The sequence below is a fragment of the bacterium genome, from assembly GCA_035505375.1.
GTDB lineage: Bacteria > Hydrothermota > Tepidihabitantia > Tepidihabitantales > Tepidihabitantaceae > UBA2258.
The window spans coordinates 25,153-39,496 of record DATJQV010000089.1 but is presented as its reverse complement, the minus strand read 5'-3'; the positions used below and the strand labels follow the sequence as shown (position 1 = coordinate 39,496).

Genomic DNA, 14,344 nt, shown 5'->3' with positions numbered 1-14,344 from the left:
CTCAAGCAGCGCAGTGAAAACGGATCTTGAGCTGCGGACCCGACGGTTCGCGCTGGACGTTATTCGCTTCTGCTCGGGTCTACCCAGGCGGGTTGAGTTTCAGGTCATCGCGAAGCAATTGCTGCGTTCAGCCACGTCAGTGGGAGCCAACTATCGTTCCGCACAGCGCGCGCGGTCTCGGGCGGATTTCATCGCCAAGCTCGCCATCGTGGAAGAGGAGGCGGACGAATCTGTCTACTGGATGCAGTTGCTTGCAGATCTGTCGTGCGGACCGAGGTCGGAGCTTGAACGGCTCCTTGATGAGGCCAGGCAACTTGTAGCCATCTTCGTTGCGTCAAGGAAGACGGCAAAGCGCGGGCTGTAGTCGGTGTCAGTTTGGCGTTCGGCGTTCGGCGTTCGCACTTAGGGCGACAAGTGGTGTATCATACCAAGAGTTCAGAGGAAACCGTCGCCCTGGGCCGCGCTCTTTCTTCCATCCTGCGGCCTGGTGATGTGGTCGCCTTCTACGGAGACTTGGGTGCAGGCAAGACCACAATGATAAAGGGTGTTGCTGCCGGCTTGGGCGTTGGAGACGTCGTGAAGAGCCCGTCCTTTGTCATCGTTACGGAGTATCAAGGGAGGGCCGGGATTCACCACCAAGACACAAAGACACAAAGAGCGGCTGACCCGGAAGGGAGCTGCCAAGTGCACCAAGGTTCGGACGATGAATCGAAGCGGTCACCCTCACCCCTCCCTCCCCCTTTGAGGGGGAGGGAACAAAGGGAGGGGGTGCCGGTCTACCACGTTGATCTCTACCGGCTGAGCGAGAACAGCGACTTTGAGTCGATCGGGCTTGATTCTTACCTTGAAGGTGAAGGCGTCTGTCTGATCGAGTGGGCTGAGCGGGCGGAGAAGATCCTGCCGGACAGGGCGATACGGGTGCGGATGGACGTCGAGGGTTCCGGCCGACGGATTGAGATTACCGGCCTACGTGCGCCGATCTAGCTGCTAACGTCCGACTTCGGCGTTCGGCGTTCGCAGTTCGGACTTTCCCTTGAGCCAGTCCAGTAGCTCGTCGATTCCGCCTTTGGCCGTGACCGTCTTGTCAGCACGGACAATCGTCGCGATGTGGTTCTTCAGACTTACCTTGAGCAGTCCCAGTCGTCGGCTGCGGACCCGCACGAGCGCTATGAGGAACAGGGTTTCGACCGGCGCCGGGTAGCGGCCGAACCGGTCGACCAGTTCCGCGCGCAGCTCTTCGAGCTCCGGTTCGCTCTCGACCGCAAGCAGCCGCTTGTAGAGCGCGACCCGCTCGAAGCTGTCCGATACGTATTCCCTGGGAATGTAGGCCGACACGTCGAGGCTAAGTTCGGGTTCGACTACGACCGGCTCGCCTTTGATTCTCGCCACCGCTTCCTTGAGCATCTGGGTGTACAGGTTGAACCCGACCCGCGCGACTTGGCCGTGCTGCTCGGTACCGAGCAGGTTGCCCACGCCCCTGATTTCCATGTCGCGGAGCGCCAGCTTGAAGCCGGACCCGAGCCTGGAGTAGGCGAGCAGGGCCGAGAGGCGCTTGCGTGCGTCCTCGGTGATTTCCCGGCGGGCCGGGGTCAGGAACAGGGCATAGGCCTGCGCCTCGGAACGGCCAACCCGTCCCCGCAACTGGTGCAGGTCGGAGAGGCCGAACTTGTCTGCGCGGTTGACGATGATGGTGTTGACGTTGGGCAGGTCGAGACCGGATTCAATGATCGCGGTCGAGAGCAGCATCTGGTACTCGCCGGACGCGAACCCAAGGTATATGTCGGCCATCTGCCTGCCCGACATCTGGCCGTGAGCGATGGAAAACCGCACGCCCGGCAGTATCCGCTGGATCCGCTCGGCGACGTCCGTGATGGTCTCGATCTCGTTGTGGACGAAGAAAACCTGTCCGCCGCGCGCGACTTCTCGGGTTACGTAGTCACAAATGAGCCGGTCGTGCCAGGGCGCGACTTCGGTTGTGATCTCGCGGCGGCCGGGCGGCGCGGTGTGCATCTGCGAGATGTCCCGAAGTCCGGAGAGCGACATGTAGAGCGTCCGCGGAATCGGCGTCGCGGTCAGGGTCAGGACGTCGACCTCGGCTCGGGCAGCGCGGATCCGTTCCTTCTGCTTCACGCCGAACTTCTGTTCCTCGTCGATTATCAGCAGGCCCAAATCGTGATACGCGACGGCGGGGTTGAGCAGTTGGTGTGTGCCGACGACGATGTCGACCACGCCCGACTTCAGCCCGGTGAGGATTTCGCGTTGGGTCGCCGGTGCGACCAGCCGCGAAAGCATCTCTACACGGAACGGGAACCGGGCCAGGCGCTTGCGGAAGGTCGCGTAGTGCTGGTAACAGAGAATCGTGGTCGGCGCGAGCACCGCGACCTGCTTCAGGTTTGATGCCGCCTTGAACGCGGCCCTCAGCGCTATTTCGGTCTTGCCGTAGCCGACGTCGCCGCAGATGAGCCGGTCCATCGGGCGCGGCGCTTCCATGTCGCGCTTCACCTCGTCCAAGACCTTGAGCTGGTCCGGAGTTTCCTCGTAGGGGAAAGAGGCCTCCAGCTCAGTCTGCCACTTGTTGTCCTGTCCGAACTGGATGCCGCGGGCCGTCGCCCGGCGGGCGTAAATTTCCAGCAGTTCCTCCGCATACTCGGCACTGGCGCGAGCGGCCTTGGCCTTGGCATTCAGCCACGACCTGCCGCCCAGCCGGTCAAGCGCCGGCGCGCCATCCTCGGAGCCGACGTACCGGTCGAGCAGGCCGATGTTCTCCACCGGCACATAGACCTTGTCGTTGCCGGCGTACTGGACAACGATGTAGTCCTTCTCCACGTCCGCGTGCGTCATCCGCCGCGTCCCCTCGAACGTCCCGATGCCGTAGTCGATGTGCACGACATAGTCGCCCGGCCGCAAGGATACAATGTTGTCAATCGGCAGACCCTTGAACCGTCGGCGAGGCGGATGGAACACGGGAGTACCGTATATCTCCCGCTCGGTCAGCAATCCGAATCCGAGCGGCTGGCAGATGAACCCGGCGCTCAGGGAGCCGGTGAAGTAGTGAGGCCCTTCACCGATGATAGAGGAGAGGCGCGCGCGCTGGCTCTCAGTGCTGGCGGCAACGAACCAGGTCATTTCTGAATCTCTATCCGCAGATTCCGCAGACACGGCTCCCGAAGTAGGATCCACCGATTCCACAGATTTCCACAGATTCTGGCTTGGGTTCCGGGCGTTCCGAGGAGAATCTTCCTGAATCGGTGTAATCTGTGGACCTCCTACTCCTAGTTCTGTCCGGAGCAACTCGATGTTGCCGAGGTAGCTGTGCGCGGGAGTGCAGCCGAGAACGAACTCGGCGTCCGGTTCGGTCGAAAGCAACAGCACGGCGTGAGCCTCGAACTCGGTGCCTTCGGTGATGATAATGAGGTCGCGGGGCAGCAACGTTGACGCTGGTTGGTCGGACTGTCCCGGCTGTTTCCGCGTCGGGACCGACGCCATTTCAATGTGCGAGACCGAACGTTGGAGCAGCGGGTCGAAGCGACGCATGGACGCGATGCTATCTCCGAGGAACTCGACTCGGGTTGGCGTTTCGGCTCCTTCTGGAAAGATGTCGGCGATGCCGCCGCGCGTTGCATACTCGCCCGGCTCGGTCACGAGGTCGGTGCGCTCATACCCGTTCTCCTCCAGCCAGTCAACCAGCGCAGTCAAAGCCAGTTGCTGGTTCAGCGCCAGGGCGAACGATGCAGTTGCGTCCTTGTCGAAAACCGGGGCCGGACGATTGAGACTCTCCGCCGAAGCGACGATTACCCCGGGACCGGAGCCGAGTGCTGAGAGCTGGGCGGGCAGGCGTGGCGAGTCAGGTTCGAAGAGAAGCGGGTCGAGGTCCGGAGCGATGGTCTCCAGGTCAAGGTGCAGAGCGCGCGCATTGTGTGCGTCGTCTGGAACCAGGACCACGGTTCTGCCGAGCCGTTGCGCAACGTCGGCAGCCAGCATCGAACGTGCGGCGCCGACTACGCCCGAGATGCCGGTGTGCGCGCCCGCTGCCAGGCGCTGAGCGAGCATCGGCAGGACTTCGGATTTGGAGAAACGTGCGAGGAGTTCGTGCATCAGACGGACTCGGACAGGGGAGTTTTACCACCAAGACACGAAGACACAAAGGTCCGGACGAATTCAGAAGTCAGAATGCAGAGCGCAGAATGCAGAAGTCCGGGTGCCTGCCACTTCTGACTTCTAGCATCTATCATCTGACTTCTGACATCGGCTGGTTCTGGCGTTGGTGTCTTCGTGACTTTGTGGTTAGATCTCATCCTGATTCTCAGAGTCAAAAGGGGGCTTGCGCCCCCACTCGGTAGACTGACGTTGAAGCTACTTCTTGGTCTTCTTAGTCGCGGTCTTCTTGGCGGTCTTCTTCACGCCACACTTCTTGCAAGGCATTGGGTCTCCTTTGGTTGGGGTGATGATACTTTGATTCTACGCTTGGTCAAGCAGCGTGCGCAGAAGCGCGCTCAGAGTTCACCACAGAGGTACAAGCACACTAAGACGGCTGATGGCCTCCGATTCACGCTGTTGGCAAGGAAAGCGACCTGCGTCCCGAGTCTCCTGTTATGTCGCCGGGAATTTCCATGCCGGGTCCGAAACGGCTAGACTCAGCGCCAATCCCCGATTCTCGCGGGGACCCAAGCGGACAATCGCTGGGCTAGTTGTGCTTCTGGCGGTACTCTCTGACGGTCCGATCCCAGATGTCCACGAACCAGAAATCGCCATCCGCGTCCATCGCCATGTCTGTGAAGTATCCGCGCAGTCCGTCCTCGAATTCGGATTCGTCTATCATATGGCTGAACCGGTCCGCCACGAACACGAAGACGCAGTGGGCAGGCGGACTGTCGCGTCCGACGAACCGTTGGCCCAGCACGTAGAGCGTGTCGGCGACGCGCCAGGTCTGGAGCCAACTGAGTTGGTGGCCCCGCGTCGAGTCTGGGAGTTGCAGCCACGTCGTGTCTTCACCGTCGAGCGAGAGTCGAAACATCCGGTGCGGAAACGACATCTCGCCGTAGATGGTGCCGGTATTATCCAAACCGACCAGAGCGTCGGCCTTGTGTTCTTCGTTGGATTCAAAGCCTAGCGTCCGGACGAAGCGCCCAAGCGTGTCGTAGATGAACACTCGATGCAGACCACCGGTGTAGGCGAGACAGACCAGCAGGCTGTCCTTCAGGGCAACGCGGAAGTCGTGCCCTTCCGGGTCGACTCCCCATTGCCGCCCGAACGCGAATTCTCGGAAGCTACGGAAGCCGAGGAGACGCAGTCCTGGAGCGAGGACATTGGTGACCCAGACCCTTCCTTCGCCTCCTGTGCAGAGGTAGGTCGGGCTCTCCGGTTCAGGCAGGGGACTGGAGTGTTCTTCGGGCAGTCTACGCCAAGACGACCTGTACTTGGCTGAATGCTGCCAGACACGACCCAGTCTGAAATCCGTGACGTACTCTCCATCCGGCCCCAAAGCGATACCCACCGGTTCCTTGAAGCAGCCTTCGGCATCGATGCCGACCTTGCGGATGAAACGGGCCTGTTGGTCGTACTGCCAAAGGAAATCTGATGCAATCAGGTAGACGTACCTCTGCCCGATGCTGAGGAAGACCGGCCAGTCGCGGCTGTCGTGCACCAAGCGGTCGCGCATGGAGCCGATTCTGAAATCCAACTCACTCGGGCCGTAGCCGGAGGCCGCCACGCTACCGCCGTCTCCGCTCAGCTTGGCCAGGGTGAGTCCACCGCCGTCGCCCATGATCCAGGAGTAGACCAACCACGTTGCACCATCCGGACCGGCTGCAGTTCGCTTCCACTCCGGGTACAACTCGTCGTCAACGAGTCCCGCGAGGCGTCGAGCCTCCACGGAGTCCGGTGCCCTGCAGAGGCCAGCGAACAAGCCGCTGTCAGTGGCGGGGGCGTATGGACGCTCCCTGATGAAGAATCCGTCGAGGGTGTAGTGCTTGACGGTCAAATGGGCGGGCCGTTCTTCGTCGAGCACAACGATGGTATCGCCGCGTTCCACGACCTTCTGCGGTGAGACAAGCAGCTTGATGGTGTCCGGTCGACCCAGTACTGTGCCCAACTCGTAGCTGTAAGTCGTCAGTAACATTGTAAGAAGCAGTACTCCCACGGGTCAGTCCTTTGGGGATCGCGGGGACATCTTGCCTACGCCGATTCGGGCAAGGCCGGGTGGGCATCTGGTTGCATCGACGGATACTAGTTCAGTGGCGGGCGGAAGTCAAGCGCACGCAGTAGCGAGTGATCAGTTTGCAGTTGGCAGTTTGCAGTGACCGAAACGAACGGCGGTCAGGAGGTGACATTGATGCCGAAGAGGGCCGCGGCGATGGCGCGGAGTGTGTCGCCGTCGAGGGATTTGGCTTCGTACAAGTCAACGAGGTCAGCGATGGCCATCTGCAGGGACTTGTCCGCGTATTTACGGGAGAGCCGGCCGAGCTTCTGGGCGAAGGCATTGTAGCGGATGAACTCCTTGCCGGGCACTTTGCGAGCGACCAGCAGTTCTGCCAGCTTCCGGCTGATCTCCCGGTTCCGGGCTATACCATTTACATGGCGGGCCGACTGTTCTTCAGTCGTGGCCGCAGGGCTGCGCGAGACGCGGCCCTTGCCGAGTGCCTGCGCGTAGGTGGTTCTGCGTCTGCGTCTTAGCCTCGGTTCGGGAGCAATCGGCTTGCGCTTCGGCAGTTGGTGGCCGACGGCGTGAAACTTCTGGTGGCAGTCGCAGAGGAGTTGCTGGAGGAGTTCCGGCGCGAGGCCCAGGTTGGTCCACTTGCGTATGCATAGCTCGATCGCCGCGGCCAGGGGCTCACCGGTCTTGGTGCGGAATGTCCTCAGCATCTCGGTAGTGTACCGTCGGTAGATGTTGATTTCGTGCACGGGCACGCCGAATTGGCTGATGCGACGGTTGATCTGTTCCCTGACCATCGGCCAGACTCGTGCCGCGCTCCGGCGATACACGGAAAGCGGAAACTCGGTTCGGCGGATGAAGGCCAGCACGGCGTCCGTCTGCGCCGTCAGGAGCAAAGGGCGCATAGGTCCCAATGACGAACGGAGAAGGCCGAAAAGAACTGAGCAAATAGCGTGAGGCGCGATTGGCACATAACTTCTGTATTATCCGCCGGTTGAGGCCCGGTGCAAGCCCGGAAAACCGCATATAGGGGTCGCCTGGGGGCATGCCCTTTGAGGAGCGTTCGAAGAAGCCATGAAACAAGCCTTGAGATGAGCTTTGAACTGAGCTTTCGGAGGTGCTTTGCCGCGAGCTTTCGACTGAGCTTTGCAGCGAGCGATGTGAGAAGCAATGCGCGGAGCTTTGAGATGAGCGATGCGCGATGCGATGTGACGAGCTTTGAGTTGAGCAATGGAAGATGCTATGAAGTGAGCTTTCGAGTATGCATTCCAATGTACTTTCCGGCGAACTCTGAGGCGAGCTTTCCAGCGAGCTTTCAAGGGAGCCTTGAGGGGATTTTCGATTGTCGATTGCAGATTGTCGATTACCCGGAGTCCGAACCCTTGGTGACTTCGTGACCGTGCTTGACGTGGGCGCAGTTTCTGGTATCTAGTGAGTATCACTGTTTGCAGGTTGCAGGTGGCAGTTTGCAGTTCCACTCTGCCCAGAATGTGGAGGAAATGTGCTTAGTGATATCGAGATTGCGCAGCAGGCGAAGTTGAGGCCGATTATTGAGATTGCAGCCGGGCTCGGGATCACCGACCCGAATCTGATTCTGCCGAACGGGAACTACAAGGCGAAGCTCTCGGTCAAGCTGCTGGACCAGTTGAAGGACAAGCCGGTCGGCAAGCTGGTCCTTGTTACGGCGGTGACGCCGACCAAGTACGGCGAGGGGAAGACCACCGTGTCCGTTGGGCTTTCGATGGCTTTCAACCGGCTTGGCAAGAAGTCCATCGCCGTGCTGCGCCAGCCGTCGCTCGGGCCGGTGTTCGGTATCAAGGGCGGCGCCGCGGGCGGCGGGTATTCGCAGGTGCTGCCGATGGAGGACATCAACCTTCACTTCACCGGTGATTTCCACGCTGTAACGTCCGCCCACAACCTGCTGTCGGCGATGCTCGACAATTCAATCCATTTCGACAATCCGCTCAGGATTGACGGCCGGGAAATAGCGTTCCCGCGCACAATAGACATGAACGACCGTGTGCTGCGGATGATGGTAGTCGGGCTTGGAGGTCGAGCCGACGGACCGGCGCGCGAGGACAGTTGCGTCATAACCGCAGCCTCGGAGATTATGGCGATTCTCGCCCTGGCGTTGAATCGGGCCGACCTGAAGCAGCGCCTAAGTCGCATTCTCGTCGCGCAAAGCTATGACGACAAGCCGATTACCGCGAACGATTTGGGCGCGACCGGCGCGATGGCAGTGCTGCTGAAAGACGCAATCAAGCCGAACCTGGTGCAGACGACCGAGAACACGCCGGCGCTGATCCACGCCGGGCCGTTCGCCAACATCGCACACGGCACCGCAAGCATCATCTCGATAAACGCGGCCCTGCGTCTTTCAGAATACACCGTGGTCGAGGCCGGGTTCGGGTCCGACCTCGGTGCGGAGAAGTTCGTCGACATCGTAGCGCCGCTCGCGGGCTGGAATATCGCGGCCTGCGTGCTCGTGGCTACGGTCCGGGCGCTGAAGCACCAGGGCGGGGCCAAGGACGCGAAGAAAGGCACGATGACCGAACTGTGGCGGGGATTCGAGAACCTGCGTCGGCACATCGAGAACTGCCGGACGCTGGGGCTTGAGCCGGTGGTCGCCCTTAACCGGTTCGAGGCCGACTCCGACGATGACATCGAGCTGGTGAAGCGGTACTGCCGCGAGCATGGGGTAGCGTGTACGCTTAGCACCGGGTTCACTGACGGCGGCAAGGGCTGCGAGGACTTGGCGCGGGCGGTAATGACTCAGATAGAGGAGAGGCCGGGGCAGAACAAGCCGGTCTATGATTGCGCCGCGAGGGTCGAGGACAAGATCGAGTCAGTGGCGCAGAAGATATACGGCGCGGACCGCGTGGTCTACACTCCACGGGCTGAGCGAGACCTGAAGCGCGTCTATGCGCTTGGGTTCGACAAGCTACCGGTCTGTATCGCCAAGACGCAGCTTTCGTTTTCCGATGACGCGGAATGCGTGGGTGCGTGCGGGGGATTCAAGATAACCATCTCGGCGATTCACATCCGCGCCGGAGCCGGCTATCTCGTGCCGGTGGCGGGTGAAATCGAGTTGCTGCCGGGGCTGGCCAAGAAGCCCAACGCGCTCAAGATAGACATAGCCGACGACGGGAAGCTGACCGGGCTGTCATAGACCAGTCTCAAGCCTCAACCACAGGCACGGGCGAGTTAAGTCAAGCGGGCTGTCGCAGGACAGCCCGCAAGCTTGAGACCGAGGGGATCTACCGAGCTAGATTGTCTTGCGCAAGGCCGAGGCCTGACTTGTGTCCTTCGGGTTCTTCTTGAGCCAGGCGTCGAGCACCTGGCGGGCGCGAGGCCGGTCGGCGAAGTTGCCGAGCAGGGCCTGGATGTACCGTGAAGTGCTCGGCCAATCAGGAGTGGTCTTGCTGTACCACGAATCGAGGGCGGCTTCAGCCCGGACGTTGTCCTTGAATCCGATTCGATACAGTTCTGATAAGTCCCAGTACAGGTCCGGCGCGATCTTCACGAGCGGGAGGTAGATGCTCTCGGCCGCCGCGTATTTGCCAGCAGCGCGGTAGATTTCGGCCTGGGTCCAGGCAAAGGCGGCCTGGGTGGAGCGATCCATCTTGAGCATTTTGCTGGCAGAGTCGAGATAGGCCTGGGCCTGGTCAACCACACCGACGTCGGCAAGGTCCTTGCTCGTCAGGTAGTAAACCTGGGCCTGATGTTCGCGGTCGAGCCCGAGCCGAACCGCGTAGTCGCTCACCTTCTTGCATGCCTGGGCGTCGCCGACGTTGGCAGCGTACTGGGCGGCGCTGAGAAAAGCCCGGGCGTAGTCGGCCATCAGGCCGACGGTGTTTTCGTCTTTCACCACATGCGGGTCGAGCGTGCTGTTCATTCTCATGCGGTGGAATATGATGTCCATCGTCGCCGGCCCGTCAAGTTCCTGGTCCTGGGGAATATCATCGGCGACCACGAGGTTCGCGAGGCCCTTCTGGAGAAGGTGCCCGCGCACGTCCTGCTCGGAGTTGGGGTCCACGGTCGTGGCGAAGTAGATGGGAATCCGGGGCCGGTAGTTCTTGAAGACGAGGGCACGGAACTGGTCGGTCGACAGAGCGTAGTCGTCGGGCCACCTCAGTTTTATGCCCGTGTTGGTCGCGAGCATGTCACGGATCATGACGTCGCCCAGGTTGAGACGGCGCGTACCGTCTCTGCTCATCAGCCCGCCCTTGGTCAGATCCTCGATCTGAGCGTCCGTGAGCGTGACCGGTGCGCCCCAGGCCTTGAGCTGGCGGCAGTACCAGTCCGTATTGAGGAGGGAGAGGTTCGCCACGGCCACGCCCCAGCCTTTCGCGACCTGGGTGTGGAATCCGTACGTTATCGGCTCCCTGGTCTTGGGTATCTTGTCCCTGGGGTAGCCCGGCATCTTGCGCTCGGCCTGGGCGGCGCTGTCGCTGACGGTCGAGGGGACTTCCTGTATCATCCAGAGCGGGAAGGTGTCGTTGTCGCCGTTGGTGAAGATGACACTGCCGTTTTCGCACGAGGCAAGGACGTTGTAGCCGTACTCGGCCGGAATCCAGTTGCCGTGACGGGACACGACCGGCATGTTGAAGCTCAGGACAAAGAACGGGAGGGCGAGGGACAGCAGTCCCGCCCCGTAGGTGGTGAGCCGCACGGCCGGCGAGCCGGGCCCGGTCCGGAACCAGCCGCGGGCCTCTCGTTGCAGCCAGCGGAAGAAGGCGTTGAGGCCGATCCCGACCAGGATCGTGTAGAAGATGAACGAGAAGGCGTAGAAGTAGTCACGTTCGCGCACCTCAACGTACATGTTCTCGTGGAAGTTCTGGCGTACCAGCGCGGCCCGCGGGTCGGACGGCGAGAACTTGTTGTTGAGGTAGGTCAGGAGCCCCAGCGAGGCAATCAGGAATGCGGCGCCAAACAGGGCGGCAGTCTTGTGGTCACGGCGCCACTGTTCGCGGATGCCCCAGATGCCGAGCAGCGGAGGAATCAGTCCGACCAGGGCAGGGAACAGCTTCAGGGGCTGGAGGAACATGGTCGTGGAAGTAACGAAGAAATCGAGGTTGAAGCGTCCGGCCCATTGCCAGAGGAAGTAGCGCAGGTAGTACTTGAGCTGTTCGAAGTAGCCGGCAAGCAGGCCGTAGTTGGGCGGTGCGTTCCGGTAGTTCAGGTAGTCGTTCTCGCTCAGATACTGCGTCTGGCGAGGGAACAGGCGCATGGCGTTGTATTGCTCACGCCGCAAGGATGAGGCGAATGCCTGCCAGTGGTGAGGGTTTACCTCGTTGATGTGGGGGGCGAGGCCGGAACGGATGAGCAGGAAAAGCTGCACCGTACCCGCCACGAGGAAGAGCCCCACGCCGATGAGCGCGTAGCGCGTGTCCAGTTTCTTCCGGGTGTGCAGGTAGTAGATATAGAATCCATAGCCGGCCACAAGCAGCAGGAAAAGCGGCAGGTTGGCGAACATTCGGTCGATCAGACCGGCAATCGGTGAGGCCAGGAACAGCACGACGTTGTCCATCACGAGGTTCCGCGCGCCCTCGTTTGAGCCTTCGGTCGTGGCCCCGGCAAAGTAGGCGAGCATGAACATGCCGACGAAGATCAGCATCGCCATCCAGACCTGTCGGTCTTTCTCCGCGCCCTCGAGCATCTTCATCCCGAAGTAGAAGACCACGGCCAGCGCCAAGCCCCACATGATCTTGGCCCCGATTCCGGCGACCACACCGACGGTGAGGATGATGATGTAGAACCCGAACAGCTCGACCAGGCGCAGGTCGATGACGGAGCGGCGGTCGACAATCAGGAAGAACGGTATCAGGGCAAAGAAGATGATCATCGGCGTGAAGTGAACGCCGGTGGCAAGGACCAGGATGTAGATGCACGCGATCACCATTCGGTTATCGCCCTGATGTCTGCCTTCCTTGATGTACCACAGCACCGCGAGGAAAGTGACCGCAACGGCAATGGTTGCCGCCGGCGTGAAGATGATCGCCTCGACCGTGTTGAACATGAAGGAGTACGCGAAGGCGCAGAGCAACGCGGCGACGACCCCGGAGAGGTGTGGAATCCAGTCTATCCGGTTCCCGCCCGGCGGACTCTCGGAAAGGGATGAAAGTGTAGGGATGAAGGATGAAGCCGGTTTTCCGTCATCCGTCTTTCCTGTTTCATCCCTTCCGTGGTTCATCCCTGCTCGTGCTCCCGGCGTTTCCTTTCGCGGAGTCGATGATTGCAGTCCGATCAGGTAGACGACCAGCAGGTAGATGAGCCCGCAGCAGACCGAGCCGAACATGCTGGAAATCAGGGTGATACGGCCCGCAATCTCGTGCCGGAAGGGCAGAAACGACACGAGCCTGGCCAATTGCACGAACAGCGGGGTCGATGGCGGGTGCGGGATACCGAGAGTGTATCCGGTAGCGATGAATTCGCTGCAATCCCAGAATGAGTTGGTCGGCGCCGACGCATATGCGTAGTAGCCGAGGACGATGGTCACAACGGCCAGAAACAGGACAAGCCTCAAGCGTCTGTCGGTCATTCGCATTCACTCCTGTTCGGTACGGACTGGTACATCGGTGCTAAGGATACCTGCTAAGCTGGCTGGGTCAAGCTGGCCGCAGCGCTTATCTGCGCGACCGCCGCGACCGCAGCTTGACACTCATTCATTAGCTGCTAAACTTCGCCGCAGTATGAATTCACTTAACCTCGTCCTGATCGGTCCGCCGGGCAGCGGCAAAGGCACGCAGGCTGAGCTCCTGCGGGAGAAGAACGGTTTCGTGCATTACTCGACCGGTGAAGTCTTCCGCGACCTCATCCGTCGCAAGACCCCGGTAGGCGCCAGGGTCGAGGGATTTGTCACCTCGGGCAAGCTTGTTCCGGACGACGTGGTGCTCGACGTGGTGAACGCGTTCCTGGCCGAGAACATCGGCAAGCCGATTCTGTTCGACGGGTTCCCGCGCACGGTCCCGCAGGCCGAGGGCCTGGACAACGTACTCGGCAAGCAGGGCCGCAAGGTCGACATCGCCGTGTTGGTCGATCTTGCCGACGACGAGGTGGTGAAGCGGCTGACCTCGCGGCGCCAGTGCCGCAACTGCTCGAAGATATACAATCTTACGTTCAAGCCGCCGAAGGTGGCCGGCGTCTGCGACGATTGTGGTGGGGAGCTCTACCAGCGCAAGGATGATACCGAATCGGTAATTCGCGACCGGCTGGATACCTATCACCAGCAGACCGAGCCGGTCCTGAGCCACTACTCGAGACAGGGCAAGCTCAAGCGAGTAGCAGGTGAGTTGGGCCGCGATCTGGTCTACCAGGAGATATTGAAGCTAATTGCCTAGCCCTGCGTCTCTCCGGTTCGCTGCTCCAGCGGAGTTATCCTGCCAGTCCACCTGAAGTCGGCTCGCGAGGTCGAGGGGATTCGGGCAGCGGGGTGCGTTGTCGCGGGCGCGCTGGAGGCTGTCGGCAAGGTGGTCAGCCCGGGCAAGACCCTGCGGGATCTCGAGAAGGTCTGTGACGAGTACATCCGCGCGCAGGGCGGATACCCGACCTTTCTGGGGTATCGTGGTTTCCCGGCAGCGGTGTGCATCGGGGTGAACGAGGAGGTCGTGCATGGGATACCAAACCATCGAAGGCTGGTTGACGGCGACATCGTGAAGGTGGACGTGGGGGTGACCAAGGACGGGTTAATCGCCGACGGTGCACGAACGTTTGCGGTCGGGAACGTCAAGCCGGAGGTGGCCGCGCTGGTCGCCGCCACTGAGCATTCGTTCTGGCTCGGCGCGGCCCAGGCCAGGGCAGGGAACCGGGTTTCAGATATCGGCCACGCGGTGCAAACGTACGTCGAGGACCAGGGCTATTCCGTGGTGCGTGACCTGTGCGGGCACGGTGTGGGAACGAACCTGCACGAGGACCCTTCGGTGCCGAACTTCGACGACCCGCGGCACCGGATGAAGCTCGCCGCCGGCATGACGCTGGCGATTGAGCCGATGGTGAACATGGGCGGGTTTGAGGTGGAGACCCTGAGCAACGGCTGGACCGTTGTGGCGAAGGACCGCAAGCCTTCGGCTCACTACGAGCACACGCTGCTCGTCACCGAGGGCGAGCCGGAGATATTGACTCGAGGAATTGGCCGTTCATGATTGTCAGATGTCCGATAAGCAACCAGAAGCCGGCAGCAGCTGGATAATGGAG

9 protein-coding genes and 1 pseudogene are annotated in these 14,344 nt (G+C 61.1%); 6 read left to right on the top strand and 4 right to left on the bottom strand.

What is annotated here, in order from left to right:
• Window positions 1-13 precede the first annotated feature (13 nt).
• The 3 genes and pseudogenes from VMH22_15570 (at window position 14) to tsaE (ending at window position 984) form a co-directional block, all read left to right on the top strand.
• On the top strand, window positions 14-364 hold the full coding sequence (locus VMH22_15570) for a four helix bundle protein (GenBank protein HTW93107.1): 351 nt from the start codon (window positions 14-16) through the stop codon (window positions 362-364).
• 50 nt (window positions 365-414) lie between these two features.
• A pseudogene (locus tag VMH22_15565) lies at window positions 415-633 on the top strand (tRNA (adenosine(37)-N6)-threonylcarbamoyltransferase complex ATPase subunit type 1 TsaE).
• Between the two features lie 135 nt (window positions 634-768).
• Entirely contained in the window at window positions 769-984 is a 216-nt protein-coding gene (tsaE, locus tag VMH22_15560; protein ID HTW93106.1) for a tRNA (adenosine(37)-N6)-threonylcarbamoyltransferase complex ATPase subunit type 1 TsaE, read from the top strand.
• A gap of 3 nt (window positions 985-987) precedes the next feature.
• On the opposite strand, the gene mfd is transcribed toward tsaE, so the two are convergent.
• The 3 genes from mfd to VMH22_15545 form a co-directional block, all read right to left on the bottom strand.
• Window positions 988-4,095 carry a transcription-repair coupling factor gene (gene mfd, locus VMH22_15555; protein ID HTW93105.1) on the bottom strand — a complete coding sequence of 1,036 codons (3,108 nt, stop codon included), beginning with the start codon at window positions 4,093-4,095 and terminating at the stop codon, window positions 988-990.
• Window positions 4,096-4,684: 589 nt separating this feature from the next.
• Entirely contained in the window at window positions 4,685-6,118 is a 1,434-nt protein-coding gene (locus tag VMH22_15550; GenBank protein ID HTW93104.1) for a hypothetical protein, read from the bottom strand.
• A gap of 197 nt (window positions 6,119-6,315) precedes the next feature.
• Window positions 6,316-7,056, bottom strand: a complete 741-nt coding sequence (locus tag VMH22_15545) for a hypothetical protein (GenBank protein ID HTW93103.1) — start codon at window positions 7,054-7,056, stop codon at window positions 6,316-6,318.
• A gap of 596 nt (window positions 7,057-7,652) precedes the next feature.
• Between VMH22_15545 and VMH22_15540 the strand changes: the two genes are divergently transcribed.
• Window positions 7,653-9,320 carry a formate--tetrahydrofolate ligase gene (locus tag VMH22_15540; GenBank protein ID HTW93102.1) on the top strand — a complete coding sequence of 556 codons (1,668 nt, stop codon included), beginning with the start codon at window positions 7,653-7,655 and terminating at the stop codon, window positions 9,318-9,320.
• A gap of 96 nt (window positions 9,321-9,416) precedes the next feature.
• On the opposite strand, the gene VMH22_15535 is transcribed toward VMH22_15540, so the two are convergent.
• Entirely contained in the window at window positions 9,417-12,692 is a 3,276-nt protein-coding gene (locus VMH22_15535) for a DUF2723 domain-containing protein (protein HTW93101.1), read from the bottom strand.
• A gap of 151 nt (window positions 12,693-12,843) precedes the next feature.
• Between VMH22_15535 and VMH22_15530 the strand changes: the two genes are divergently transcribed.
• Window positions 12,844-13,491, top strand: a complete 648-nt coding sequence (locus tag VMH22_15530) for an adenylate kinase (GenBank protein HTW93100.1) — start codon at window positions 12,844-12,846, stop codon at window positions 13,489-13,491.
• 36 nt (window positions 13,492-13,527) lie between these two features.
• On the top strand, window positions 13,528-14,292 hold the full coding sequence (gene map, locus VMH22_15525; GenBank protein ID HTW93099.1) for a type I methionyl aminopeptidase: 765 nt from the start codon (window positions 13,528-13,530) through the stop codon (window positions 14,290-14,292).
• Window positions 14,293-14,344: the final 52 nt, after the last annotated feature.

Coding starts and splice junctions, on each gene's coding strand:
- mfd (HTW93105.1), bottom strand. CDS start 4,095: ATGCACGAACTCCTCGCACGTTTCTCCAAATCCGAAGTCCTGCCGATG.
- VMH22_15550 (HTW93104.1), bottom strand. CDS start 6,118: ATGTTACTGACGACTTACAGCTACGAGTTGGGCACAGTACTGGGTCGA.
- VMH22_15545 (HTW93103.1), bottom strand. CDS start 7,056: ATGCGCCCTTTGCTCCTGACGGCGCAGACGGACGCCGTGCTGGCCTTC.
- VMH22_15535 (HTW93101.1), bottom strand. CDS start 12,692: ATGACCGACAGACGCTTGAGGCTTGTCCTGTTTCTGGCCGTTGTGACC.
- VMH22_15530 (HTW93100.1), top strand. CDS start 12,844: ATGAATTCACTTAACCTCGTCCTGATCGGTCCGCCGGGCAGCGGCAAA.